This is a genomic window from Burkholderia sp. FERM BP-3421 (assembly GCF_028657905.1).
GTDB lineage: Bacteria > Pseudomonadota > Gammaproteobacteria > Burkholderiales > Burkholderiaceae > Burkholderia.
This window is the reverse complement of sequence record NZ_CP117782.1, coordinates 2,989,526-3,014,834: the sequence shown is the minus strand read 5'-3', so window position 1 is coordinate 3,014,834 and position 25,309 is coordinate 2,989,526. Positions and strand designations below refer to the sequence as shown.

General features: G+C 63.2%; 26 protein-coding genes and 2 pseudogenes. 19 read left to right on the top strand and 9 right to left on the bottom strand.

All coding sequences use genetic code 11. From position 1 onward, the window contains the following. The first annotated feature begins 8 nt into the window (after nt 1–8). A complete protein-coding gene (gene yidC, locus Bsp3421_RS29670) occupies nt 9–1,667 on the top strand; it encodes a membrane protein insertase YidC (protein WP_273999706.1) in 1,659 nt (552 codons plus the stop codon). 93 nt (nt 1,668–1,760) lie between these two features. Here yidC and Bsp3421_RS29665 read toward each other — a convergent pair whose 3' ends face one another. Next, entirely contained in the window at nt 1,761–2,183 is a 423-nt protein-coding gene (locus Bsp3421_RS29665) for a transcriptional regulator (RefSeq protein ID WP_273999704.1), read from the bottom strand. A 341-nt stretch (nt 2,184–2,524) separates the two neighbouring features. Between Bsp3421_RS29665 and mnmE the strand changes: the two genes are divergently transcribed. The 6 genes from mnmE (at nt 2,525) to Bsp3421_RS29635 (ending at nt 6,897) form a co-directional block, all read left to right on the top strand. Next, nucleotides 2,525–3,919, top strand: a complete 1,395-nt coding sequence (mnmE, locus tag Bsp3421_RS29660) for a tRNA uridine-5-carboxymethylaminomethyl(34) synthesis GTPase MnmE (protein WP_273999702.1) — start codon at nt 2,525–2,527, stop codon at nt 3,917–3,919. Between the two features lie 167 nt (nt 3,920–4,086). Continuing rightward, on the top strand, nt 4,087–5,322 hold the full coding sequence (locus Bsp3421_RS29655) for a tyrosine-type recombinase/integrase (RefSeq protein ID WP_273999700.1): 1,236 nt from the start codon (nt 4,087–4,089) through the stop codon (nt 5,320–5,322). 16 nt (nt 5,323–5,338) lie between these two features. Continuing rightward, nucleotides 5,339–5,512 carry a hypothetical protein gene (locus tag Bsp3421_RS29650; protein WP_273999699.1) on the top strand — a complete coding sequence of 58 codons (174 nt, stop codon included), beginning with the start codon at nt 5,339–5,341 and terminating at the stop codon, nt 5,510–5,512. Between the two features lie 134 nt (nt 5,513–5,646). Beyond that, on the top strand, nt 5,647–6,225 hold the full coding sequence (locus Bsp3421_RS29645; RefSeq protein ID WP_273999698.1) for a hypothetical protein: 579 nt from the start codon (nt 5,647–5,649) through the stop codon (nt 6,223–6,225). 63 nt (nt 6,226–6,288) lie between these two features. Continuing rightward, nucleotides 6,289–6,570 (top strand): helix-turn-helix transcriptional regulator, encoded by a 282-nt coding sequence (locus Bsp3421_RS29640; protein ID WP_273999697.1) that lies wholly within the window; start codon nt 6,289–6,291, stop codon nt 6,568–6,570. A gap of 12 nt (nt 6,571–6,582) precedes the next feature. Then, entirely contained in the window at nt 6,583–6,897 is a 315-nt protein-coding gene (locus tag Bsp3421_RS29635; RefSeq protein WP_273999696.1) for a helix-turn-helix domain-containing protein, read from the top strand. On the opposite strand, the gene Bsp3421_RS29630 is transcribed toward Bsp3421_RS29635, so the two are convergent. Further along, a complete protein-coding gene (locus tag Bsp3421_RS29630) occupies nt 6,872–8,056 on the bottom strand; it encodes an STY4528 family pathogenicity island replication protein (protein WP_273999694.1) in 1,185 nt (394 codons plus the stop codon). The two genes, Bsp3421_RS29635 and Bsp3421_RS29630, sit on opposite strands and share 26 nt — an antisense overlap. A gap of 640 nt (nt 8,057–8,696) precedes the next feature. On the opposite strand from Bsp3421_RS29630, the gene Bsp3421_RS34125 reads away from it, so the two are divergent. The 4 genes and pseudogenes from Bsp3421_RS34125 (at nt 8,697) to Bsp3421_RS29610 (ending at nt 11,905) form a co-directional block, all read left to right on the top strand. Next, nucleotides 8,697–9,227, top strand: coding sequence for an Arm DNA-binding domain-containing protein (locus tag Bsp3421_RS34125; RefSeq protein ID WP_337995298.1), 531 nt, complete (start codon nt 8,697–8,699; stop codon nt 9,225–9,227). Between the two features lie 29 nt (nt 9,228–9,256). Continuing rightward, on the top strand, nt 9,257–9,898 hold the full coding sequence (locus tag Bsp3421_RS29620) for a tyrosine-type recombinase/integrase (RefSeq protein WP_273999691.1): 642 nt from the start codon (nt 9,257–9,259) through the stop codon (nt 9,896–9,898). A gap of 321 nt (nt 9,899–10,219) precedes the next feature. Then, nucleotides 10,220–10,464, top strand: a pseudogene (locus Bsp3421_RS29615) (integrase core domain-containing protein); the annotation flags it as partial. A 244-nt stretch (nt 10,465–10,708) separates the two neighbouring features. After that, nucleotides 10,709–11,905, top strand: coding sequence for a hypothetical protein (locus Bsp3421_RS29610; RefSeq protein WP_273999689.1), 1,197 nt, complete (start codon nt 10,709–10,711; stop codon nt 11,903–11,905). Between the two features lie 68 nt (nt 11,906–11,973). Here the strand turns inward: Bsp3421_RS29610 and Bsp3421_RS29605 are convergent. Then, a pseudogene (locus tag Bsp3421_RS29605) lies at nt 11,974–12,695 on the bottom strand (IS5 family transposase). Between the two features lie 1,028 nt (nt 12,696–13,723). On the opposite strand from Bsp3421_RS29605, the gene Bsp3421_RS29600 reads away from it, so the two are divergent. Next, nucleotides 13,724–14,035, top strand: a complete 312-nt coding sequence (locus Bsp3421_RS29600) for a DUF4148 domain-containing protein (protein ID WP_273999687.1) — start codon at nt 13,724–13,726, stop codon at nt 14,033–14,035. 631 nt (nt 14,036–14,666) lie between these two features. Here the strand turns inward: Bsp3421_RS29600 and Bsp3421_RS29595 are convergent. The 3 genes from Bsp3421_RS29595 to Bsp3421_RS29585 all read right to left on the bottom strand — a co-directional run bounded on the left by Bsp3421_RS29595 (nt 14,667) and on the right by Bsp3421_RS29585 (nt 16,601). Beyond that, complete coding sequence (locus Bsp3421_RS29595; RefSeq protein ID WP_273999686.1) at nt 14,667–15,500, bottom strand: class I SAM-dependent methyltransferase; 834 nt, start codon at nt 15,498–15,500, stop codon at nt 14,667–14,669. 243 nt (nt 15,501–15,743) lie between these two features. Beyond that, complete coding sequence (locus Bsp3421_RS29590; protein WP_273999685.1) at nt 15,744–16,145, bottom strand: Hsp20/alpha crystallin family protein; 402 nt, start codon at nt 16,143–16,145, stop codon at nt 15,744–15,746. Nucleotides 16,146–16,160: 15 nt separating this feature from the next. Then, nucleotides 16,161–16,601 (bottom strand): Hsp20/alpha crystallin family protein, encoded by a 441-nt coding sequence (locus Bsp3421_RS29585; RefSeq protein WP_273999684.1) that lies wholly within the window; start codon nt 16,599–16,601, stop codon nt 16,161–16,163. A 355-nt stretch (nt 16,602–16,956) separates the two neighbouring features. On the opposite strand from Bsp3421_RS29585, the gene Bsp3421_RS29580 reads away from it, so the two are divergent. Beyond that, nucleotides 16,957–17,208: an energy transducer TonB family protein gene (locus tag Bsp3421_RS29580; RefSeq protein ID WP_252984702.1), complete on the top strand. Its 252-nt coding sequence runs from the start codon at nt 16,957–16,959 to the stop codon at nt 17,206–17,208. Nucleotides 17,209–17,217: 9 nt separating this feature from the next. Here Bsp3421_RS29580 and Bsp3421_RS29575 read toward each other — a convergent pair whose 3' ends face one another. After that, entirely contained in the window at nt 17,218–17,856 is a 639-nt protein-coding gene (locus tag Bsp3421_RS29575; protein WP_273999681.1) for a VC0807 family protein, read from the bottom strand. A 386-nt stretch (nt 17,857–18,242) separates the two neighbouring features. After that, entirely contained in the window at nt 18,243–18,413 is a 171-nt protein-coding gene (locus tag Bsp3421_RS29570) for a hypothetical protein (protein WP_273999680.1), read from the bottom strand. A 158-nt stretch (nt 18,414–18,571) separates the two neighbouring features. Between Bsp3421_RS29570 and speG the strand changes: the two genes are divergently transcribed. The 3 genes from speG (at nt 18,572) to Bsp3421_RS29555 (ending at nt 20,615) form a co-directional block, all read left to right on the top strand. Continuing rightward, nucleotides 18,572–19,114, top strand: coding sequence for a spermidine N1-acetyltransferase (speG, locus tag Bsp3421_RS29565; protein WP_273999678.1), 543 nt, complete (start codon nt 18,572–18,574; stop codon nt 19,112–19,114). 426 nt (nt 19,115–19,540) lie between these two features. Next, the gene (gene sap1, locus Bsp3421_RS29560; RefSeq protein ID WP_273999676.1) at nt 19,541–19,888 is read left to right on the top strand and encodes a surface attachment protein Sap1; all 348 of its coding nucleotides are present in this window, start codon (nt 19,541–19,543) and stop codon (nt 19,886–19,888) included. Nucleotides 19,889–20,060: 172 nt separating this feature from the next. Continuing rightward, nucleotides 20,061–20,615, top strand: a complete 555-nt coding sequence (locus Bsp3421_RS29555) for a YaeQ family protein (RefSeq protein ID WP_273999674.1) — start codon at nt 20,061–20,063, stop codon at nt 20,613–20,615. Between the two features lie 7 nt (nt 20,616–20,622). On the opposite strand, the gene Bsp3421_RS29550 is transcribed toward Bsp3421_RS29555, so the two are convergent. Then, entirely contained in the window at nt 20,623–21,036 is a 414-nt protein-coding gene (locus Bsp3421_RS29550) for a VOC family protein (RefSeq protein WP_273999673.1), read from the bottom strand. A 397-nt stretch (nt 21,037–21,433) separates the two neighbouring features. Here Bsp3421_RS29550 and ada point away from each other — a divergent pair, with 397 nt between their 5' ends. The 3 genes from ada (at nt 21,434) to gshA (ending at nt 25,217) form a co-directional block, all read left to right on the top strand. Next, entirely contained in the window at nt 21,434–22,537 is a 1,104-nt protein-coding gene (gene ada / locus Bsp3421_RS29545; RefSeq protein ID WP_273999671.1) for a bifunctional DNA-binding transcriptional regulator/O6-methylguanine-DNA methyltransferase Ada, read from the top strand. After that, a complete protein-coding gene (locus Bsp3421_RS29540; RefSeq protein WP_273999669.1) occupies nt 22,534–23,460 on the top strand; it encodes a DNA-3-methyladenine glycosylase family protein in 927 nt (308 codons plus the stop codon). The genes ada and Bsp3421_RS29540 overlap by 4 nt, the downstream gene beginning before the upstream one ends. A 143-nt stretch (nt 23,461–23,603) precedes the next feature. Then, a complete protein-coding gene (gene gshA, locus Bsp3421_RS29535; protein ID WP_273999668.1) occupies nt 23,604–25,217 on the top strand; it encodes a glutamate--cysteine ligase in 1,614 nt (537 codons plus the stop codon). The last annotated feature ends 92 nt before the right edge of the window (nt 25,218–25,309 follow it).

The window sequence follows — 25,309 nt, the reverse complement described above, 5'->3', positions numbered from 1 at the left end:
GACAACGCATGGATATCAAACGCACCGTCCTATGGGTGATCTTCTTCATGTCGGCGGTCATGCTGTTCGACAACTGGCAGCGCTTCCATGGGCGCCCGTCGATGTTCTTCCCGAACGCCACGCAGACGGCCCCCGCGGCCGCCGCGGGCGGCGCATCGGGCACGGGCGCGACGACGGCAGCCGGTGACGTGCCGGCGGCCGCCGCCGGCGCGGCGCCCGCGACGACGGCCCCGGCCGCGCAGGCGCAGCTCGTGAAGTTCTCGACCGACGTCTATGACGGCGAGATCGACACGCGCGGCGGCACGCTCGCGAAGCTCACGCTGAAGAAGGCCGGCGACGGCAAGCAGCCCGACCTGTTCGTCACGCTGTTCGACCACACCACGGGCCACACCTATCTGGCGCGCACGGGCCTGCTCGGCGGCGATTTCCCGAATCACAACGACGTCTATGCGCAAGTTGCGGGCCCGACGTCGCTGACGGGCGACGCGAACGCGCTGAAGCTGTCGTTCGAATCGCCGGTGAAGGGCGGCGTGAAGGTGGTCAAGACCTACACGTTCACGCGCGGCAGCTATGTGATCGGCGTCGACACCAAGATCGACAACGTCGGCGCAGCGCCGGTGTCGCCGACCGTCTACATGGAGCTGGTGCGCGACAACACGCCGGTCGAGACGCCGCTGTTCTCGCATACGTTCCTCGGGCCGGCGGTCTACACCGACCAGAAGCACTTCCAGAAGATCAACTTCGCCGACATCGACAAGAACAAGGCTGACTACGTCCCGTCCGCGGACAACGGCTGGGTGGCGATGGTGCAGCACTACTTCGCATCCGCCTGGATTCCGCAGCAGGGCGTGAAGCGCGACATCTACGTCGAGAAGATCGACCCGACGCTGTATCGCGTGGGCGTCAAGCAGCCGGTCGCGGCGATCGCGCCGGGCCAGTCCGCCGACGTGTCCGCGCGCCTGTTCGCGGGCCCGGAAGAAGAGCGGATGCTGGAAGGCGTCGCGCCGGGCCTCGAACTGGTCAAGGACTACGGCTGGGTGACGATCATCGCGAAGCCGCTGTTCTGGCTGCTCGAGAAGATCCACGGTTACGTCGGCAACTGGGGCTGGGCGATCGTGCTGCTCACGCTGCTGATCAAGGCGGTGTTCTTCCCGCTGTCGGCGGCGAGCTACAAGTCGATGGCGCGCATGAAGGAAATCACGCCGCGGATGCAGGCGCTGCGCGAACGCTTCAAGGGCGATCCGCAGAAGATGAATTCGGCGCTGATGGAGCTGTACAAGACCGAGAAGGTGAACCCGTTCGGCGGCTGCCTGCCGGTGGTGATCCAGATTCCGGTGTTCATCTCGCTGTACTGGGTGCTGCTCGCGTCGGTCGAGATGCGCGGCGCGCCGTGGATTCTGTGGATCCACGACCTGTCGCAGCGCGATCCGTACTTCATCCTGCCGGTGCTGATGGCCGTCTCGATGTTCGTGCAGACCAAGCTGAACCCGACGCCGCCGGACCCGGTCCAGGCCAAGATGATGATGTTCATGCCGATTGCGTTCTCGGTGATGTTCTTCTTTTTCCCGGCGGGTCTCGTGCTGTACTACGTCGTGAACAACGTGCTGTCGATCGCGCAGCAGTACTACATCACGCGCACGATCGGCGCGAAGAAAAAGACGACCTGACGCGGTGCGGGGAGGCGGTGCGCATCGCCTCCCGCCGCGCCATGAAAAAAAGCCGCCCGGTGAGAACCGGGCGGCTTTTTCGTTTGGGGGAGGTCAGTGGCGGCTTGGGTCGCCGTAGAACTGCTCGATCAATTCCTGCACCAGGTAGCGATGATGTGGCGACAGCGACTCGATCTTCGACGCCAGCTCGATGGTCTCGGGCGTGGGCGGGTATTTCTCGTCGCGCGGCAGCGGCTGCGGAGTCGAACGCGCCGCGGTGCTGGGCGGCGGCCCGTAGTGGAGCCAGTGGAGATCGACGCGCAGCCAGTCAGCCAGCGTACGGAGCTTGTCCGGCGTGGGGATGGTGCGCCCCGTCAGCCATTTATGCGCCGTTTGCGGCGAAACCGGATGCTCGCCGTGATGACGCAAATTGAAATGCAATGCGAGTTCCGTCGCGCCGGTGACTTTCTCTGGGCTGCGCAACAAGGCGAATTTCAGGCGCTCGGTGAACGCGGCTTTTTCTTCGAGTGTCGGCATGGCCAAATTGTGCGGTTCGGCCGGCATCAGGTAGACAACCGGTGGGGCGAGATTTATCCCAAATAGGTACGCGTTTAACTGGCATTGAGCGACGCAGGACGCAAACGATTGCCGTGCCTGTGTACGAAAACCGGAGGATTCCCGCGAATTGGCGCGAAGAATACGTACTAGATTATAGGACTTGTCCTATCTTGCATAGGATAAAGTCAGATTTATATCAAACGGGCGTTTGAGAATTTGTCTGAAGAATGCAACACAGCGGCCAAGCTACAATGCGGGCGTCCTGGGGCGGTACACGCCCTGTTTCCTGCGCAGTCTTCCGCTTTATCTCGAATTTGACCATGCTCGCCACCGATTCCGATCCGATTGTCGCCATTGCCACCGCCACCGGACGAGGCGGCATCGGGGTCGTGCGGGTGTCGTTCGGGCGCGCGGGCGAGCCGGCGGCGCGGGCGCTGATCGACGCATTGTGCGGGCAGCCGCTCGCGCCGCGTCATGCGAGCTACGTGCCGTTCCTCGATGGGGACGGCCAGCCGCTCGACCGTGGCATTGCGCTGTCCTTTCCCGCGCCGCATTCGTACACAGGCGAACATGTGCTGGAGTTGCAGGGGCACGGCGGTCCGATCGTGCTGCAATTGGTGCTGCAGCGCTGCCTCGCGGCCGGTGCGGCGCATGGGTTGCGGTTGGCCGAGCCGGGTGAGTTCACGCGCCGCGCGTTTCTCAACGACAAGCTGGATCTCGCGCAGGCGGAAGCGGTTGCGGACCTGATCGAGGCGAGCACCGAGGCTGCCGTGCGTTCGGCGGGACGTTCGCTGGACGGGGCGTTCTCGCGCGATATTCATGCGCTCGTCGACGATGTGATTGCGTTGCGGATGCTGGTGGAGGCGACGCTCGACTTTCCGGAGGAGGAGATCGACTTCCTCGAAGCGGCCGACGCGCGCGGCAAGCTCGCGCGCATCCGCGCGCAGCTTGAGCGGGTGCTGGGGGAAGCGCGGCAGGGGGCGTTGTTGCGGGAAGGGCTGTCGGTGGTGCTCGCGGGGCAGCCGAATGTGGGCAAGTCGTCGCTGTTGAATGCGCTGGCGGGGGCGGAGCTGGCGATCGTCACGCCGATCGCCGGGACCACGCGCGACAAGGTCGCGCAGACGATCCAGGTCGAGGGCATTCCGCTGCACATCATCGATACGGCGGGCTTGCGGGAAACCGAGGACGAGGTCGAGAAGATCGGCATCGCGCGCACCTGGGCGGAGATCGAGCGGGCGGATGTGGTGCTGCATCTGCTCGACGCGCGCGCGGCGCTTGGCGATGACGATGTGGCGATTGCCGCGCGTTTTCCGGAAGGGGTGCCGGTGGTGCGGGTGTTGAACAAGACGGATCTGACGGAGACGCCGGCGGCGGTCGCGCATGTGGCGGGCGGGGCGGATCTGACCGAGGTGCGGCTGTCGGCCAAGCGCGGGGATGGGATCGATTTGCTGCGCGGTGAGCTGCTGCGGATCGCGGGGTGGCAGGCGGGGGCGGAGAGTGTCTATCTGGCCCGTGAGCGGCATTTGATCGCGCTGCGCGCAGCGCGGCAGCATCTGGAGCAGGCGGCGGATCACGCGGAGCAGAATGCGCAGGCGCTGGATCTGTTCGCGGAGGAACTGCGGCTGGCGCAGGAGCAGTTGAATTCGATCACCGGGGAGTTCACGTCGGATGATCTGCTGGGGGTGATTTTCAGTCGGTTTTGTATTGGAAAATAACCAGTCGCCCAAGGTTGTCCAAGGTCGTCTGGTCACCCCTCTGAAACCCTTGTGCACGTTATGATTGGTCGTCTAGCATTGCCCAAGGTTGTCTATTGACATCCAATCTTTGATGGTACACATTTAGGTACACACAGGCGTTGTGTCCCAATCGATGTGTACCAACCATGCCGAAAACCGTCGTCCCGCTGAATGACACCCGCATCAAGGCGCTCAAGCCGAAGGCGGCGCGCTACCGTATTTCGGACGGTGGCGGCCTCGTGCTGGAGGTCATGACGTCGGGGTCGAAGGTCTGGCGCTACCGGTACACACTGCACGGCGAACGGCAGCCGATGGTGACGATCGGCGACTATCCCGCAGTCACGCTGCAGGATGCGCGCGAGAAGGCCCGCCGCTATGCTGAGATCGTAGCCAAAGGCGTTTCCCCTATCGCCGATGCCAAGAAGGATCGCGGCGCCATGAAGCGCTTCGATACGGTTCGGGAGTTCGGCGAAGATTGGTACACAACCCAGATCGCGGGGATGTCGCCCGAGTATGGTCGGACGATCAAGCGGGCGCTCGAGAAGGACATCTATCCGGCGATCGGCAACAAGCCTCTGCCGGATGTGACGCCTGGTGACGTGCTGGCGATCTGCGATCGGATCAAGGCCCGCGGCGCCCCGAAGATGGCGCTCTCGACACGGAACGTCATCAAACGACTGTTCGAATACGCAATCGCGCGCCAGTTGGCGCTGACGAATCCGGCTCATGCCGTCGTCGCGCGTTTCGTCGCCACTCAGGACAGCCGTACGCGAGTCCTCTCTCCTGATGAGATCGGGACCGTGCTGCGGGCCGTCTACGCTTCAGACATTCGCCGCGCGCTCAAGCTCGCGATCCACCTGCTGATCCTGACGATGGTTCGGAAGTCCGAGCTGATCGAGGCGCGGTGGTCGGAGTTCGATCTCGACGCCGGCATCTGGCGCATTCCTGCCGACCGGATGAAGAAGGACAAGGAGCATTGGGTCTACCTGTCCTCGCAGGCCGTTGCGATGCTTCGCGAGTTATACGAGCAGACGGGCAATCACGAGCACGTATTCCCGTCGACGCGCGGCCGCGGTGACCAGCCGATCGCCAAGAGCACGCTCAATCAGGCCGTGCGTTCCCTCAGTCTCGACGTTCAGCACTTCGTCCTGCATGACTTCCGACGTACCGCCTCGACGCATCTACACGAAATGGGCATGTCGTCGGACGCGATCGAGAAGGCGCTGGCGCACTCGATCAAGGGTATCAAGGGCGTCTACAACCGGGCCGAGTATGCGGACGAGCGCAGGAAGATCCTGCAGCTTTGGGCCGAGTTTGTTGAGGCTGAGGTCGGTGGGGAGAAGAGGGTCGTGATCGGGAATTTCGGCCCGTCAGCAGCCTGATCGATATCGAGTGCCTATGATGAACGAATACGAGGTCGAAATCGTTCAAGGCAAGCTGGACGTGGCTCTGTTCCACCTCTACCAGGCACGCCGTCGCCATGTTCGCGATCAGCATTTGCCGCCGGCCGTGCAGATGCTTGAGGAGGTGAGGGAACTGCTCGAGGGGCGGCGTCCAGACGGCAGCGCGTAAAGGTGCCTGACTATCGGCGGATTAACGTGCTTTGCGGTTTGCCCCTGCCTAGCTCGACGGAGCGAAGAGCCGGACACCTTCACCGGCCTGGTAGGGGCACCTGATTGAAGGTTCGCGTATGAAGGGCGTGATGTATGCAACTGAAACGGTTCCGTATAGGCGATCGATGGATTTTGATATCAAGTTCATCCAAGGTTATATCGAATGGACGGAAAGAGCCGGACGAGCTTGATGGTCTTATTGAGAATGCTGCTGCACGCTCGAAAAACAGACGTCGTCTTGCAATGCAGACCAAACGGGGCCGACAGTTCGAAAAGAGCAGAGGCTATATACCGCTATCCGTCGTGTTTGAGGGTGAAGGATTTAGGCGGAATTTTGAGATGGAGAAACGTAGCGCACACGGCAATCCCGAATTGATCCGAGAACTCGAGGAAGAGCTGGCGTGCAATGCGACATCCTATGCGGAGACAAAAGTAAAGCGGCGCAAGGCTGCAAGCCAGGGCGGGAAGGCTACCGCTTCGGTGCGTCAAGCTGGCGTAACGTCGGTGCACGACGCGATAGTTAAGTACGCCTGTCAGCAACTCGAAAAAGGAAAGAAGCCTCATGAGTTGGCGTCAATAACGGCACGGAATTTTAGGTATTCGGACCGAAGGGTGCGGGACATTCTAAAAAGTGCAGGCGTGATCAAGAAGAAAAACGGAAACGCGCCTTAGGATATCCGGCGAACGAAAATATATTGTTTTGTCATTGCAAAAAACGCCTAAGGAGGCAAAGCAATGACGAGCAAGGCAGAAAACGCGAAATCATCCGGTAGCGCGTACCTTTCCACTCCGGACTCGCTCCCGCTCGATGGTTTCTCGCGCTGGAGTGATCTGCGACCCTTTATCCCTTTCTGCCGTGAAACGCTGCGAAAGCGTGAGAGAGAAGGCCGTTTCCCGCGCCGGCAACATCTCTCTCCACGTTGCACTGCGTGGTCGAACCGTGAACTTCATCGCTGGTTCTCCGATCCCGTTAGTTATCGGGTGGACGGCATCGAGCAATCGATGAGTGGTGTTTGACAGAGGCCAGAGATGAATAAAAAAATGGCCACCCCGAAAAGCAAGGCAGCCAGTAACGTCAAATTTAATAATAAAGATATGTCGACCGCTGCGCAACGGGCGCGAGTGCTCGAATATCTACGGGCAGGTTCCCAGACGACGTATTCACTTCGTCGCCACGGAATCTCACATCCGGCACAACGCGTTCGTGAATTGATCTTGATTGGACACGTAATCTCGTCGTCACCAGTCACTGCGATCGATTCGGATGGTTTCGCCCATCGGAAAGTCGCTCTCTATACGCTCGTCAAAGAGGTAAGAATCAGCACCGAAGAGGAGGCCGCGTGATTAATGACGAACAAGCGGCGACACAGCAAAACCAGCCGCGATGCTGGTGGCTTTCTCGCGATTCCCTGGATCGTGCTCGACAGTCAGGCGTATCTGCGCCTGCGGCCTTGACCAAGAGGTGCTGCCTCTTGGAACTCCGTTCTCGCCGAAGGGCATGGGTGCAGGGGGAAAAGCGCCCTGCACCCCCGCCGTAAGGCTGGGGTCGCTGCATGGGCGTCAATGGTGCGCTACGCCGGGTGCTCACCCGTTCGGTGCTCGCCTGCGGCTGCGCTCCGCTGCGGCCTGCGCGCCCGCCATTGACCCCCACTACGCTCGCCCCAGGCAAGCCGCTGCATACACCAAGCTGCCCGCGCTGGGTGGGCACCTGCCGGGGCAGACGCCGCAGAGCGGTTTGCATATCGCGCCGTTGATCCTCTGCAGCGCGTTCGAGGCACGGCGGCAACGGCAAGGGTGCACCAGACTCGCGCTCACGTGTGGGCGCAGGTTCACGCGCATGTGTGCGTGCGGTACGTACGTATTTTTTATACTTATCTTCTTTATACGTAGGGCTATGACATTGCATTGCCAGACGGTCGGCTTCGTTCTGCTGCGCAACGCTCGACTCGCAAGCAGAATCAATGGATGGCGGCGGGGATGACGGCGGGTCCTCATCATCGCGACCTACCTGGGCATCGCTAGCAGGCGCTGCAGCGATGGGTTCAAGCCCATCGCGGATGTGGAGGGCAACGCGATCGACCTGGTTGTTTTCGTGGCCGATGGAGTCTTGCAGAAGTTTCGCCAGGCCCAGGTCGATTTCGCATGCCTGCGTGAACGTCAAAGGGCTTTCGTAGGTCTGGTACAGCTCGCTAAGGACATTCCCAGACAAGGGGTCACGATGTTGTCCCACAAGGCTAATCCAGCCTGTCAGCCGAAGCACGATGAGCGCGCGCCAGGCCGTTTCGAATCCGGCACGCTGTCCTAGCGGGGTGGTGGTGAGATAGGGCCGCAACTGCGCCAGACTAGCCAGCGCGCTACGACCATCGACACCGTGCAGCATGCGCAGGACCTGCCATGCGTTGCGCTCCACCGGGGTGAGGCGGATGTCGAGCATCAACGCTGATGGTGTGATGAACGGGCCGACATGTGCTTGCGGGGTAAAGCTGCTGTGATTGTCTGTCATGAGAGATCTCCGAGGTGTAGGCCACAACGGCCCGTCCTCTGAATCTCATCGCATCGGACACCCACACTTCAGCCAACAATTCGGTCTGCTAAGCAACCGGTTTGATCGAGAAAAATAGGGGTGAAGTAGGAGCTGTTCGACGGTAGAATCGAACGAGCTTGGCATCTATGCACGATGGTGCGCGGTCATTGACCCGCTTGAACGGCGATTGCAGTGGCAGAGTTATCCACATGCCCCTGTAACCTCTAGATTGCGGGTCTTCCACTGTTATCCACAGAGGTTCATAGAAGGCTGGACTTCAAGGTATGTCCAAGTTTATGTCCAAGCGCCCAAAGTGGTTTTATAAAAACCCTTTGGAATCAACATAGTAGATGGCTTTCTCTTGCTTCTGCATCGGCAAATAACCTGATTTCCGCAGGGTTCCATCAAGGTCTTCAAATCGCCTTGAAACCCGCATAATCACTGAGTTTCTTGCCTAAAGCGTTCTGCCGGAGCACACCGAAAGCCGTCTGTTTTTATGTCCAAGTAGCGGTTTTGGCCTGAGCCTTCCTCTACTTGGACATACGGAGGTAGAAGGTGGCACTCACCGACACCGCCCTGAAGGCACTCAAGCCCAGGGACAAGACCTACACCGTCAGCGATGATCGCGGCCTGTACCTGGAGGTATTTCCAACCGGGGGGATGGTCCGGCGCTACCCGCTACCCGCTACCCGCTACCCGCTACCCGCTACCCGCTACCCGCTACCCGCTACCCGCTACCCGCTACCGGCTGAACGGCAAGTACGAAAAGCTCACTCTGGGCAAGTACCCCGCACTCACCCTCAAAAACGTCAGGCTCATGCGTGACGGTGCATCGCAGATGGCGGCCATCGGTGAATCGCCAGCGCAACGAAAGCAGCGCGCCAAGGTAGCCGGCCCGGAAGACACCACTCTCAAGCAGTTCGCCGAACGCTATTTCAAGGAGATCCAGCAACGCGACCGCAAGGACAACACCATACCGCGCCGCTATCTGGACAAAGACATTCTTCCTTACATCGGCATGAAACCAGTATGTGAAGTCACGGCCGAAGACGTTCGGTCAGTGATCTGGCGGAAGAAGGAACAGGGCTTTGACGCCGCCGCAGGCCAGATACGCGGACTGCTTAAACGCATGCTGGACTATGCGGGCTGATCTCAGTCAATCCAGTCATGGCGTTGCCCATGCGGCACGTCTACAAAGCCGTCTCGCGTGAACGTGCTTTGTCGCCTGACGAAATCAAACAGTTCCTGCAAGCTGCTCACCTGTCCAACATCCGGCGGCAATTCAAGATTGGCTTGCACCTAATCCTGCTCACCCTGGTGCGCAAATCCGAGCTGCTGTTAGCTAAGAGCAAAGACCTGCATCGTGATGAAGCGGAATGGCATATTCCTGAAGAAAACTCGAAGACGGGGAAGCCGCACATCGTCTACTTGTCGAGTCAGGCCGTATCGCTCTTCAAGGAGTTGCTGGTACTGGCGGGTAACAGTAAATGGATATTGCCTGGTCGTGGTTCCCTGACCAAGCCTTTCGCGCACAACGCGCTGAACAAAGTACTCAAGGTCGCTTTGCAAGGGCAGAACATTCCGGCAGTTACCATCCACGATTTGCGCCGGACTGCTTCTACGTTGCTTCACGAAAAAGGCTGGGCATCCGATGTGGTGGAGAAGGCGCTCAACCACACGATCGGCGGCGTGCGCGGTGTGTACAACCGGGCTGAATATTCAGAGCAATGCAGGCTATGTTGCAAGCCTGGGCTGACGCCATCGATGCTCTCGCGCCAGCTTCGAGTCTTGTCGTATCACGGGCCTGAAGCAACGTATTGATTGATCAAGATGTCGCGCAACGCCAGGTCCTTGGCAAAGAGCTCATGTGAATACTGGAATCGCAGTTCCATGTAGTGGCGAACGTCGCGTTCTGCGGCTAAGGCCAGTTGATCGGTAGCCTCACGTGCAAAAAGATTTAGATGTCGCCAGAGCACGGGTTCATTTTCTGGGCGGTCGTACGCCGGGCAGCGTTGACGAACGTCGCGTGCACAGTCGCGCATGAACCACGCGAGCCTGGATTGGCCGAGCGCAGCCTCATCGTTCAATATCAAAGCGATGGGCCTTTCCGTTATCGACGAAGTACGAGCGGTTATAGGCCCGGCCTTCATCACGCCCGGTAGTCCATGGCAGAACGGCTTCGTTGAAAGCTTCAACGGCAAGCTGCGCGACGAATTGCTGAATCGCGAATGGTTCCGCAGCCGAGCCGAAGCCAAGGTGCTCATCGAGCAGTGGGACAGTTCTACAACGAGCGACGGCCGCATAGCGCCCATCGCTACCAACCTCCGGCCACGGTTCGCCGAGCCTGGCTGGAGTCCGATAATATCGACATGCGACTCACTGCTTAACTGGCTACAAGATGCCGCCGCAAGTCAGGGCGATCGGCTGCGATCGACCCGGTGTGGACAACGAACATGCGCCGGATCGGGCATTTGTAGTAATGTCTTCAACGGCCTGCCGGCGTCCTACGAAACGCCTGATGCGCGTGATCTCACGCTCGGTATTACGAGTTCGTCCATCGCGGTGCGAATACGACGCCTTTCAGATTTCTTCAAATTACATTCGGAAAACTAAGGATTCGATAGCTGGTAAATGATCAATCACATCCATACTAACGCACAGCGTAAGCTAGTTGTTGTCCTTGGGATGGCCCGAAGCGGGACCAGCGCGACCGCGCGCGCACTGCCGGTTTTCGGCGTCCAGCTCGGGGACAATCTAATGAAGGCGTGGCCCGGAATCAACGATAAAGGGTTCTGGGAAGACCTCGATGTCTATGAACTGAACATCGAGCTGATGCGGGAGCTGCAGGCGGACTGGCAATCGCACGGACCGATTTCCCTGCAGGACATATCCGCGGATAAGCTTGCCGCGTTCCGCCTGCGGGCGTCTGCATTGTTGCTCCAGCGCACGGCCGATGGCAAACCATTCGGATTCAAGGACCCGCGTACTTCGCGGCTACTCGGATTTTGGCGCCCGATCTTCGATCATCTCGAACTCGATCATGGCTACGTGATCTCGCTGCGCGATCCGCTCAGCGTGGCGCGCTCGCTCGCGAAGGCATGGGGCTACGGGACAGAGAAGGCCTGCTATCTGTGGCTCGAGTACATCGTCGACGCGATGCACGGAAGCCGCGGCGCGCGCCGGCTCGTGGTGGATTTCGATGCGATCATTGCCGATCCGGCCAGCCAGTTGCAGCGGATCGCATCGACGCTCGGTTTTCCCCCGCCCGATGAACAGAGCCCCGAATACCGGGAGTACGCCGATATTTTCTTGGATGAATCGCTGCGCCACGCGCGTTTCGAGACTGCTGACCTGCGGCTCGATCCGGCTGTGCCCCAGGACGCCATCGATGCCTACACGATGCTGCGCCGCGTGAGCCGTGACGAACTCAGTATCGACGATCCGGAGATCGTGGCGCTGTTCGATCGCTTGCGCGATTCGCTCGGGCATATGGCGCCCGCGCTCATGCAGATGCGCCGGCAGGATGAGGCTATCCGCAGCCTTACACAGACGGTCGCTGCCCGCGATGCAGAGGTGGCGCGATTGCAGCAGGAATTACGTGCCGCGCAGGACGAATGCACGCAGCGAAATTCACGGATCGCCCAACTTGCCGCGACGGTGGCGCAAGGCGAGCAGCAAACGCGCGAAGCGGTACAAGCGCTGCAAGAGCGCATTCGCAATCTGGACGATGAATTGCGTCATCGCGATGAGAGTCTCGCCGCGATGAGAAAATCGACTTCATGGCAGGTTACGGCGCCGCTGCGTGCCGTCGGTCGCCTGCTGAAGTAGTTGGTAGCGCGCGAACTTGGAAGGGCAGGCGTTGGTTTGTAGTACACAATTAGGTTCTGTTCACATGCTCACCAGCGTCCCAAAGGCCCAGGCAGCGCTGCGAAGACGAGATAGTTGCCCGCGCGCTTGTTGTATCGAGTGGAGACGCGACGAAAATGTTTGATGCGATTGAAGAAGCGTTCGACGATGTTCCGAGTTCGGTACAGCGCGCGGCTGTGCCGACACTGGGTCTTTTGATTCGAGCGTGGCGGGACGGCAACCTTGGCATACGCGGCATGGATAGTGTTCGCGAAGGCATCCGAGTCGTCGCCTTTATCGGCAATCACCGCGCCCGTGCGCCGATGCTCGACCAATTCGTGCGTGCACGAAATATCGGCAACCTGTCCCTCGGTGATGATCATTCGCACAGGACGTCCGGCTTCATCGACAGCCAGATGCAGCTTGGTCGTCAGTCCGCCGCGCGAACGCCAGGGCGCTTGCGGGCCCACTGGCGGAATGCTGATGCGCACGCACGAGGGTCGAGTCGATCAGCACGCGTTGATCTCCGTTTCATCGGACACTGCGTGCGCCACGCGCTCCCACACGCCTTTGCGACGCCACCGCGAGAAGCGCAATATGCACCGAACTCCTTCGACAAATCGCGCCACCGGCAGCCCGTTCAGCCGATCCAGAGAACGGCTTCGACAACCCAATGATTGTCGGCTGCCGTTCGTCCTGGAGCGCCTTCCTTGTCAGGCAAAACCGATTTGATTTGTGCCCATACCTCGTCGCCCAGTAACGTTCGAATCATCTTGGCCCGCTTGTGCAAAAGACAAGATGTAAATACATTTCATCGAATGTAAACAACTCCTAGTACACAAATGCCTGCTGACTTTCACGGAGCCTGAACACGAAAGACGCTCGCCGGTCACACGGGGTTTTGTATTGATTCGCCCGAGGTCGAGCAGGGCTGTTCTAGGTAGGGTTGGTTAGCATTCACAAGTTCGTCCATTGAGATTCAGTTTTTGATGGTGCGCATGGACGTCGCGCAGATCCTCCTTCGCCTGAAACGCCAGTTGTGCCCGCTCGAATGCCTGCTGGGCGGCCTGGACCCGTTTCTCGGACGCGCTTTTCACCTAGGGCAGGATACTTGCCATACCTTTGGCTTTTTTTCGACTCGTGCCGAGTCCAGAAAGCTTCTCGGTACGTGGGAGCGAGATCGTTCGGGTCGAGCGGATCATGGGTTGGGGAGATGCGCAAATCGGAGACGTTGATCGTCGGATTACGCTTCAACCCGCTGGCCAGCATCGTGCCGAGTGACTGAATTCTGTCTTCGATTTGTTCGTACTGACTTTCGGCGTCCGCCAGTTAGGACTCAATGTAGAGCGGCTTCCGTTCTTTCTCATCCGCCTTCGCGGCGCGCTCGGCGTCTCGTACGGCCGCAGTGCGCACGGTGCTGCGCCTCGGCTTCTCGCTGCTTGGCGTGAGCAGAGCGCTCCATTTCTCATACCGCCGTGATTCACGCTGCCGACAAATCCCCGGCGAGTCATAACGGGGCCCGCTTGTTTTGGGGCCGCGTAGCAAAGTCGGATTCGGCGAGGTTGTCTCGAATTACAGCGCAATTTCCCCGAGGTTTTGATTGGCTCGGTGCTTTGGACCCAGGATACCGGCCCGGCAACAAACCCCGCCCCGAAACAATCCCCCATCCCATTCTTCCACCCTCAGGAACACTGCTTTCAAAAGATCAGTGTTAACCCTAGGTTCGGATGCTCCTAGACTTCAGTCACCGGTTGCAGACAAGCCGTCGCACCGATCCCAAGTCCGAAGGAGGTAGTCGTCATGAAGTCCCTGATCCACGCCGTTGCTGTTGCCGTCGCCCTGACCGTCCCCGCAATCTCGTTCGCGCAATCGAACGGCCCCATCACCCGCGAGCAGGTTCGCGCCGAACTGGTGCAACTCGAAAAGGCGGGCTGGCGTCCGGCTGCCGGTTCCGATCCGCACTATCCGGAAGACCTGCAGGCTGCCCAGGCCCGCGTGCGCGAGATGAATGCGAACAGCGGCTACGGCGGCGTGGAGAACGCATCTGCGGCAGGGCGTCCGGCGGCGGCCGTGTCGAAGGCCGACTGGAACGCGATGTACAGCCATCCGTAACGATGCGCACCGGCGCGCGGCGTGCTGAAGCGCCGCCCCGGATGCCTTCACGTATCTCTGATGTTTTCACGGCCGCCGAGCACAGGACTATCGCCCGCGCTGCGCGCCGCTCGTTTCACCTGACCTCCGTCGTCGCTTCGTCCGGCGACTTCGCTCGGGCCACCCGGTCCGGGCATTTTTTGCCACAATCGAGCCTGCGCCATCCCTGCGCTGCACCGCGCGTACGAAGGCGCTTCGAGCATGTCGGTCCTTTCCGCGCGATCCACGCGCTGCCTGTTCCAAACCGCCTCCACGACCCGACCCGATGCGCTTCGATCGACCACCTGAATTTCGCCGCCCTGTCGCCGGCCCCTACCGATCGACTCGCTGGCGGCGCGTAATCGAATCGATCTTCTCGGGCGTGGCCAAGGCAACGCTGGTGATCGCCGTGTTGATCGCACCTCGCACGCGCGCTCGCCGTGCTCAGCGGCAACCCCGACGGCCTCGTCTCGTTGCCGAATACACGCAAGGGCTGGCTTCGTCTGACTCTGTTGGTCGTGCTGATGGCCGCACTCGTGTTCGTTGCGCTTTCGCTCGCCGGACGCACTCCCATTCCCCGCTGACGCGCCGGAGCGCACCGGCGCATCACCCATCACCCATCACCGTGCGACCGCTTGCGCGCGATGAAGTGAATCCACTCCTCACGGCTCAAGTCGACGGTTTCATCCACCCTCGCACCATCCGCGTTGCCGAACGCGACGTCGAAATGCAGCCCGGCGTCCGCCAATTGCCGACGTTGCGTGGCGAAATCGGTATAGAGGATCACGATGCCGAAGCGATGCGCGGCGCATACGCGCGTGGCGTAGCCATCCTCGATTTGATCGAGGCGCGTGTGCCGCAGATAGTTGAACGCCCCAACCGGCAATGCATAGAGGATGCGCAGCGTGTCGCGTCCGAATTCGACGAGGCCGGCGTCGCGCCGGGGCAGGCGCAGCAGATCGCTTGGCCGCCGGCGATAGCTCGGGCCGTGCAGGTTGTGCGTCGAGAACAGCAGGTATCCGCCGGGCCTGAGCACACGCGCGCACTCCCCGAGAATCGCCAGACGTCCGGCATGATCGACGGCGTCGATGCCGTTGTAGCTGAACGCGACGAGCCCGAAGCACGCATCCGCGAACGCGGACAGATCGCGCGCATCCATATGCCGGACCTGTATCCCGGGATGATTGCGCTGACAGATCTCGACGAGTTCGGGGGTGTAGTCGACGGCGATGTAGTCGGTGCTGAGCGCGGTCAGGAGCGGAACGGTGCGTCCGCCGCCGACGCCGATGTCGAGGATCGGCTGGCCACGGATGCGTTCGGCGAGCCACGCGAACGCGGCGGCTTCGCCTGGATCCGTCCAGCCGGACGCGCGGCCGTAGCCATTGCGTGCGCTCCGGCTGCGCCAGGCTGCCCGGTTGATGCTGTCCTGTCCGCGGTCCTGCTTCATGCGCGTCTCCTCCGAACCTGTTCCGGCTCCGGTCGCGGTCATGCCGCGAGTCCGCAGGAATGCTCAGTATCGTGACGAAGGCATGAGCAAGACTGTTCTACAGCTAACACATCGGATCAGGCGCGGATCAGGCGGCGGCGCGGTGATCCGCGCGCCGGGAACCGCATGTCGATTGCGGCGCGCATGGCGCCGCGCCGCATGGTGACGAATACGAACGCCCTCTCAGGCATCCGTGCGCATCGTTCAGCTGCCCGCGCTCACTTCGATCTTGCGCGGCCGTGCTTCGTCGCGACGCGGGATCGTTAGCTTGAGCACGCCGTCCTGCAGATTCGCCGCGATCCGCGCCGTATCGAAGTCAGGGCTGATCACGAAGCTGCGCGCGAAATGCGGCTCGCGGGCCTCCGCGTGCTGCACGCGCAGGCCATCGGGTGTCGGCACCGATGCGCGCGCGTCGATCGACAGATTGCCGTCGTGCACCTTGACCTCGAGCTGCTCCCGCGACACGCCGGGCAGGTCGGCCCATAGCGTGATGCCCTGCTTGTCCTCATGGACGTCTACGGCCGGCGTGACGGTGAACACGCGCCGCGCGTCACCCGTGAGCGCGCGGGACGGCGCGCGTTCGACGATCTGGTTGCTGCTGCTCATGGCTGGCTCCTTCGGTTACTGGACGGTGATGGCGCGCGGCTTCGACGATTCACGCTTGCCGACGCGCACGAGCAGGCAACCGTTTTCGTAGCGGGCGCTGACCGTCTCGGGATCGGCGTTCTGCGGCAGTTCGACCACGCGGCGGAAGCTGCCGACGAAGCGTTCCTGCGCATAGGTGCGGGCGTCGCCGCCGCTTTCCTGGACGTGCTTGCGCTCGCCGCTGATCGTCAGGAGTCCTTTGTCTATCGAGACGTCGAAGTCCTTGGCCTGCATGCCGGGCGCGAACGCGACGATCTCGATGCTGTCGTCGGTCGAGCCGATGTTGACGGGCGGGAAGGCGCCGAGCCGGCCGGCCCGGATGCTCGATGAGGGCAGCCCGCCGAACAGGTGGGCCACTTGGCGTTGCAGTCGGTCGAACTCGCCGAAGAGATCGGCGCCGAAGTAGAGATCGCTCATGTTCCTATCCTCCAGGGATGATGCCGGCGGACGAGGCGTGACGCGCATGCGGGCGCGTTCGCCGGGCGACGGCGGGTCAGTCGGTCTGCGCAGTGCGCGGGGCGCGGCTGCTGCGTGACACGAACATGAGAGCGTCGACTGCGATTTCAAGAGTCCGAATTTGACGCGCGACAAAATCCCGTCGCGAGCATGATGAGTGGCGAAACAGGGTCGGGGTGCGTGCGATACGGTCGGCGTCCAGCGCGTTCGCATGCAGCAGGACGTTGCATCGCATCGGAATCGGCGGCAAGCTACGCGCAACGACGCACTGCGCGGCATGGCGCGCGGGCGGACGAACCCTGGATGGAGGATGTCGATGTCGCTGATGGATCGCTTGTTGTCCCGGACGGGGAATGTGCCGGATGCGCTGCGCCGCAAGGTGATCGTTCGCGTGTGGCTCGACGATGAAGGTCGCGTGCGCGACCTGAAGGTGCGCCGCAGCTGCGGCGATCCGGCGCGCGACGCGAAGGCGCTCGATGCGATCGCGGTAATGCATTTTCCGCGCGGCCAATTGGGATCGTCGGGGACGTCGCAGCGCTGGCACGATTTGTCCTACGACGTCGACTGAACGCGCGGCTCAGTTGCCCTCGATGATTGCGCCGCCGCGCATGCCCCGTTCGCGCATGCGCGTCCGATACCAGAAGGTCCAGAACAGCAGCGCGCCATAGACGCTGTAGCCGATCAAGGGCGCGACGAGCAGGTAGCGCTCGATCGGCCAGTTCCATGCGAGCCACGCGCGCAGCAGGTTTTCACCGGTGAGCCCGAGCCCCCACGCCCACGTCACCACGCGGATGCCGCGTCGGAACGACGGACTCTCGCGCCAGAGCATCTCGATGTGGGCGCCGCCGTCGCCGCGCTGGCGGGCGATGGTGGCGCGCGCGAGATAGAACGTGAGCGGCTTGCCGAGCGGCAGCGACAACAGGAACGCCGCGCCGATGCAGCCCGACACCAGCGACTCGCGCATCAGCAGCAGGCGCGGGCTGCCGCCGAACGAGATGGCGGCGCACGACAGCGCGATGCCGAGCAGCACGATCGCGCTGACCGCGTCGATACGGCGATGCCGCAGGAATTCGAACAGGCTCCAAAGCAGCGGCGGCGCGGCCGAGGCGTAGAGCGCGCCGAGTTCGCCCCAGGCCGGTTGCGCGAGCCGGTAGACGAGCCACGGCAGGGCGAAATTGGCGACCAGCTCCGCGACGAACGACGCGCGTATTTTCATGATGATTCTGAACGGGGAGGGTCGGCCGGCGGCTGGCGGCGACAGGCGGCATGCCCGTGGCGGGCGGGGACGCCATGCGCTGATTGTCATCGATATGGCGGGCGGATGCACGTCATCGGTGCGCGCGCCGACACGGCGCGGCACCGCCAGTTGCAAGGGGCGTGCGACGATGATCGGCGGGCGGCAGGTGTCGGGATCCGCCGGCCCGTTCCAGGCGTCGGGAGCGCGCACAGGGCGACGATACGCGGCTTCATGCGCGGGTCGTATCGGGAGCGGGCGTGACAGTGGCGTGTGCGTGTGCGTCGGCGTCGGGCGCAGGCGAGGATGGAAGGGGCATGCGCATGCGGAGGGGCCGGGCGCGGGGCGCGCGGCCGGTCCGGGCGATATCAGTGGTCGCGGCGCAGATGGCGCCACGGATGACGCCAGTCGATCGGCGTCGTGCGCGCGACGCGCGGGTGCTGCAGCCGGTGTTCCTGCCAAAGCTCGTCCGAGAACAGAACCGCCACGATCAACAGCGGCAGCACGAGGAAAACGCCCAGTATCAGTTGCTCGATCACGATGACCTCCGGCGGGTGGCGGGAACCCTGCTTTCATTTTAGGCTCTGTGTGAGGGCCCGCAGTCATTTTCTGCCGATGCGCATTACCCGTGCATCGGGTCCATCGCGGATCTCCATATCCCGATACGCCAGGCTGAATGACCCAAGGACAAACCTTCATGCAAATACAGAATCCCAATCACTCGCTCGCGCTGCGCCCACTCGAACGCCACGACCTGCGCTTCGTCCACGAACTGAACAATGACGCGAAGATCATGCGCTATTGGTTCGAGGAGCCTTATGAAACCTTCTCCGAGCTGTCGCAGCTGTACGACCGGCACGTCCACGACCAACGCGAGCGCCGTTTCGTCGCGGTGGATGCGGAAGGCGAACTGGTCGGGCTCGTCGAGCTGATCGAGGTCGACTACATCCACCGCCGCGGCGAGTTCCAGATCATCATCGCGCCCAACCGCCAGGGGCATGGCTATGCCACGCGCGCCACGCGGCTCGCGATCGAGTACGCGTTCAAGGTGCTGAACCTGCGCAAGCTCTATTTGATCGTCGACAAGTCGAACGTCGCGGCGATCCACGTCTACGAGAAATGCGGCTTCCGGCACGAGGCCGAGCTGATCGAGGAGTTTTTCGGCAACGGCACGTATCACAATGCATTGCGCATGTGCATGTTCCAGCACGATTACTTCCAGGGCGCGCCCGCTGCATAAGGCCGCCAGCGTGCCGGGCCGATTGGCCTGGCATTTTTCTTGTATTCAGTCGACCTTGGAATTTCATGTCGCGGCGCAATATTTTTCTCGTGACTTTATGTGCGTTGCACCAAATCAATGACTGAAAATCCTGAATGATCTAAATTGTTCATTCAACACACGGCGATTTTGAGGAAAGCCTTTTGGAATAAGGCTTTCAGAGATGAAAGCAGGGCGATGCCGAATGGATTCCGCTGACAAAACAGGCGCTTGCGCAGTCTTTAAGGCCGCTGATCGGGGGTGCGACAATTCGCCACTATTGCGAACGCACAATGAATGTGCTTGCTATCGACCGTGCATCTTCTAGGATGAAAAATCGCAGGTCCGCGGATGCCTTTAAATACATAGCTAACCCGAACCCGGATCCTGCTTGCACGGAGACATTTCATGATGAAGCGAACCGGTGTACTGCTTGCGCTGATGAGCGGCATTGCCGCTTTCTCGGCGGCCCACGCGGGCGGCGATGCGTCGCTCAAGCCGCAGCAGGAAATCCAGCTGACCAAGAATGCCTGGGGATGCTTGTCGAAAGACAACCTTGATTCCGCGTTGAACCACGAGCGCGATGGCCAGGCGCAGGCGAAGCAGCGTTACTTCGATGATTATCGCTGCCTGTCCGTCCCCGAGGGGCAGCGTTTCCGGGTCGTCAGCATCGAGAAGGGCGACATCCAGTTCGTGAGCGCGGAGAACAGCGACCAGCAGGGTCTCTGGACGGATTCGCGTTTCATCAAGCAATAACGTCGGCGCATCCGCCGGCGGATCGCGTCCGGGCGTCTGTCCGGATGCGCCTTGGTTTCGGCCCGGCTGATGCCGGGCCGTTTTGCGTTTACCGCGCCGCGACCCGCACATTCGGTATCATCACGCCCCGACCCGAATGAATGGAACGGCCCGCTTGGGCCCGAGATCCCGCATGGCGCTGAAATCCACGATCTACAAGGCTGAACTGCAAATTGCCGACATGGATCGGCACTATTACGCCGATCATTCGCTCACGGTGGCGCGTCATCCGTCCGAGACCGACGAGCGCATGATGGTGCGCATCGCGGCGTTCGCGCTGTTCGCGCACGAGCGGCTCGAATTCTGCAAGGGGCTGTCGGACGTCGACGAGCCGGATCTCTGGCAAAAGGACCTGACGGGCGCGATCGACACCTGGATCGACGTCGGGCAGCCGGACGAGCGCCGCATCGCGAAGGCGAGCGGCCGCGCGGGCGAGGTGAACGTGATCGCCTACGGCGGCCGCACCTCCGATCTCTGGTGGCAGGGCGTGCGCGGCAAGGTCGAACGCCTGCGCAACGTCCAGGTGATCTCGCTCACGGAGGAGGTCGCCGCGGCGCTCGCCGGCATGGCGGAGCGCACGATGCGGCTTCAGTGCACGGTGCAGGACGGCGAGGCCTGGCTGTCGAGCGCGACCCACGATCCGGTCGCGATCGAATGGGTGGTGCTGAAGGCGCGCGACGGCGCGTGACGGGTGGTCAGTGGGCCGCGCCCGGCGGTCCCTTGAGTTCGACCATGTTGCCCTCCGGGTCGAACAGATAGATCGAGGGCCCATAGCCGTCCGCGCCGTAGCGCTCGGCGGGCTCGCCCGGCTGCGCGCCATGCGCGCTCAGGTGCGCGCGCAGCGCGGCCGCGTCGAACGGCTCGACGCGCAGGCACAGGTGATCGAGGTTGCGGCCGGCGCCCGGTGCGCCGCTGTCGGCGCGGTCGAGCGCGCCGCCCACCGCGAGCAGGTCGATCAGCGAGCGGCCCGCGCGCAGCTGCACGAGCCCCTGGGCGGGCAGTTCGCGCTCGACGTGGCAGCCGAGCGCGTCGCAATAGAAGCGGACCATGGCGGACAGGTCGGTCACGCGCAGCACGATGTGATCGATGTCGCGGATGTGGGGTTTCATTGGCGGCGTCTCCTCCTCTGACGGGAATGGCGGGAAGTGTAGCCCCGCGCCCGGCCCTGCGAAATCGATGGACGAAAAAAAGCCCGCTCACGGGGAACGGGCTTAATCCATATCAGGAGGAGACATGGAGGAGACAGTTCCAACTATACACACGCGGATGGTGCGGCGCAATATCCAGGGTGTAAAAAATCGTCAGACGGCCGTTTTGTCGGAGCCGCATCGCAACAAAACCCTGCTTTGTTGCGGCGCCACGACCGTTGCGTGACAAGGGGGTGACGGTCGACAATAACGAGACTGGACGGGGGAATTACACCGCAAGATTCAGGGGCGTCAGGCGATCCGACGCCGCTTACAGTAGGCATATCGAATCATTCCGCTCCCGCAGTTTTGTGAGGCCATGATGCAATCAGCCTATTCGACCGACGACGCTCGCTGGGAAGCGCTGGTCGCGCGCGATCCCGAAGCCGACGGCGTGTTCGTCTACGCGGTAAAGACCACCGGCGTGTTCTGCCGGCCCTCGTGTTCCTCGCGGCGGCCGCTGCGCGTGAACACGGCGTTTTTCGTCGATCCCGCCGCGGCGCGCGCCGCGGGTTTCCGGCCGTGCAAGCGCTGCCAGCCCGAAGGGCAGCCGCGTGAACTCGAAATCACCGAGCGCGCGTGCGCGGTGCTCGACGCCCATCCGCACGAACGCATCACGCTCGCGCAGCTGAGCGACGCGGTGCATGTGAGCGCATTCCACCTGCAGCGGGTGTTCAAGCGCGTGGTGGGCGTGTCGCCGCGCCAGTACCAGGCGGCCTTGCGCGGCGCCGCGCTGCGCAAGGCGCTGGAGGAGGGGGCGGAAGTGACGCGCGCCGCGGTCGACGCGGGCTATGGTTCCTCATCGCGCCTGTACGCGTCGACGTCGCGCGAGCTGGGGATGTCGCCGTCGGCGTTCCGCAACAAGGGCGCCGGGCTGCGGATCTGCTACAGCACCGCGACCACCTCGCTCGGCCTGGTGCTGGTCGCGGCGACCCGCAAGGGCGTGTGCCGGATAGCGTTCGGCGACACCCGGGCCGCGCTCGTCGACGAATTGAAGACGTCGTTCGCGAACGCGGAATTGGTCGAGGCGACCGAGCGGGTCCGCCCGCTCGTGGAACAGATCGAGGCCTATCTCGCCGGCACGCGACAGTGCGTCGACCTGCCGCTCGACATCGGCGCGAGCGCGTTCCAGCTGCGCGTCTGGGATGCGCTGCTGCGGATCCCGTACGGCGAGACGCGCAGTTATACGGAGATCGCCACCGAACTGGGCTTGCCGCGCGCGGTGCGGGCGGTCGCGAGCGCGTGCGGGGCGAATCCCGTGGCGCTGGCGATTCCGTGTCACCGGGTGGTCCAGCGGGGCGGCGCGCTTGCCGGCTATCGCTGGGGCGTGACGCGCAAGGCCGTGCTGCTCGACACCGAGGCGCGGCATGCGGCCGAGGCCGAACCCAAGCCGCCCGCGCTGCGCGTGGACGACGCGGCGTGAGCGCGGCGCAGGCGAGCGCCCTCCGCGCGGATCTCACACTGACGCTGCCGTTTCGCGCGCCCTACGACTGGGCGCGCCTGTTGCGCTTCCTGGCGGGCCGCGCGATTCCCGGCGTCGAGGCGGTCGAGGACGGCGCATACCGCCGCGTGATCGACTACCGGGGCGAGAGCGGGCTGCTGACGGTGCGCCGGCATCCCCGCCGGGCCTGCCTGCTCGCACATCTCGAGGGCGGTGTCGCGCGGGTGGCCGATCACGCGCTGGCCGCGCGGCTCGGCGTGATGTTCGATGTCGACGCCGATCCGGCGGCGATCGGCGCATCCCTGTCGCGCGACGCCTGGCTCGCGCCGCTCGTCGCAGCCGCGCCGGGCCTGCGGGTGCCGGGGACGTGGTCGGCGTTCGAGCTGGTGGTGCGCGCGATCGTCGGCCAGCAGGTGAGCGTGAAGGCGGCGACCACGATCGCCGGGCGGCTCGTCGAGCGGGCCGGCGAACGGCTCGCGGGCGGCGCGACCGGCTGGCGCTTCCCGACGCCGGCGGCGCTGGCCGCGTGCGATCTCGTGAAGATCGGCATGCCGGGCAAGCGGGTGGCGGCGCTGCAGGGCGTCGCGCAGGCGATTGCGACGGACGCGGTGCCGCTCGACGCCGAGGGCGCCGCCCCGGCGGACTTGCGCGCGGCGCTGCTCGCGCTGCCGGGCATCGGTCCGTGGACGGTCGAGTACATCGCGATGCGCGCGTGGCGCGACGCCGATGCGTGGCCGGCGACCGACCTGGTGCTGATGCAGGCGATCGCGGCGCGCGATCCGGCGCTCGACCGCGCGCCGCGCCAGCGGGCCCGCACCGACGCATGGCGGCCGTGGCGCGCCTATGCGGCGATGCATCTGTGGAACGAAATCGCGGACCGCGCGGGCGGCGCGCGGGGCGGCTGACGCGCGCTACGGGCTAACCCTGAGCGCGCCGAGGCCGGCTCAAGCGAGCGCGACGGCGAGATGTTAAAGTGCCCGCTACTGTCAATCCAGCCAGGTGATGCGCGCCTCAGGCCGCGCGCCACCGAGCCCGTCATCCCGTTTCCATGTCGAACACCAAGACTTCCCGCCAGACCGGTTTGCTGACGCGTCGCCTCGCGCTGTTGAGCACGGGCGACACGCGCGCGCGCTTGCCCGGCGGCCTGCGCGGCATCGAGAAGGAAAGCCTGCGCGTGACGCGCGACGGCATGATCGCGCAGACGCCGCACCCGCGCGCGCTGGGGTCGGCGCTCATGCATCCGTTGGTGACCACCGATTATTCGGAGGCGCTGCTCGAACTCATCACGCCCGCCGAGCCCGATGCGGCCGTCACGCTCGAACGGCTCGACGAACTGCACCGCGACGTGTACGCCGCGCTCGGCGACGAGATGCTGTGGAACGAGTCGATGCCGGGCCTGCTGCCCGCCGACGACCAGATCCCGATCGCCGACTACGGCACCTCGAACATCGGCCAGCTGAAGATGGTGTACCGGCGCGGCCTCGCCTATCGCTATGGCCGCACGATGCAGTGCATCGCCGGGATCCATTACAACTACTCGCTCGACGAGGAAGTGTGGCGCCGGCTGCATGCGGAGGAAGGCTCGACGGCGGGCATGGTCGACTATCAGTCGGAGCGCTATCTGGCGCTGGTCCGCAACTTCCGGCGCACGAGCTGGCTGCTGATGTATCTGTTCGGTGCATCGCCGGCGCTCGACGCGCGCTTCCTGCGCGACCGCGCGCATACGCTCGAAACGTTCGATGCCGACACGCTGTACCGTCCGTACGCGACCAGCCTGCGGATGAGCGACCTCGGCTACTCGAACACGACCGCGCAGGCGGCGCTCGAGATTGACTACAACACGCTGCCGGGTTATCTCGATGCGCTGTCGAAGGCGGTGAGCGAGCCCTATCCGGCATACGAGGCGATCGGCACGCATCGCGACGGCGAGTGGATCCAGATCAACACGAACGTGCTGCAGATCGAGAACGAGTTCTACTCGACGATCCGCCCGAAGCGCGTGACCTATTCGGGCGAGCGGCCGCTGCATGCGCTCGCCTCGCGCGGCGTGCAGTACATCGAGGTGCGCTGCCTCGACATCGACCCGTTCGAGCCCACCGGCATCGCGCTCGCCACCGCGCGCTTCATGGATGCGTTCCTGCTCGTGTGCGCGCTCGACGACAGCGCGCCGCTGACCTGCGACGCGTATCGCGAGGCGAACGCGAACTTCGGCCAGGTGACGCTGGAGGGCCGCCGGCCCGGCCTCGAGCTGACGCGCGACGGCGCGGCGATTCCGCTGCGCGCGTGGGCCGAGGAGATGCTCGACAAGGTCGAGGCGGCGGCGCGCGTGCTCGACGAGATTCGCGGCGATACCGCGCATCTGAGCACGGTCGCCGCGCAGCGCGACAAGGTCGCGGATCCGGAGCGCACGCCGTCGGCGCACGTGCTGCGGACGATGCGCGACACGGGGCAGTCGTTCCTGACGTTCGCGCGCACACGCAGCGAGGCGCACGCGCAGGCGTTCCGTGCGCGGCCGCTCGATGAGGCCGCGACGCGCGCGGCGCGGGCGCTGGCCGAACAGTCGCTCGTGGAGCAGGCCGAACTCGAAAGCAAGAATGCCGGCTCGTTCGATGCGTTCGTGGCCGCGTATCGCGCCTATACGTTGAATCGCTTCAGCGTCTGAGCCAGGCGGCGGGTGCGGTCCGCGCCTGCCGTCGCCTCCTCACTTTCCCCCGGCCGGCTCGGCCGGCGGCCGCGATCCCTTTTCCCGCTTGT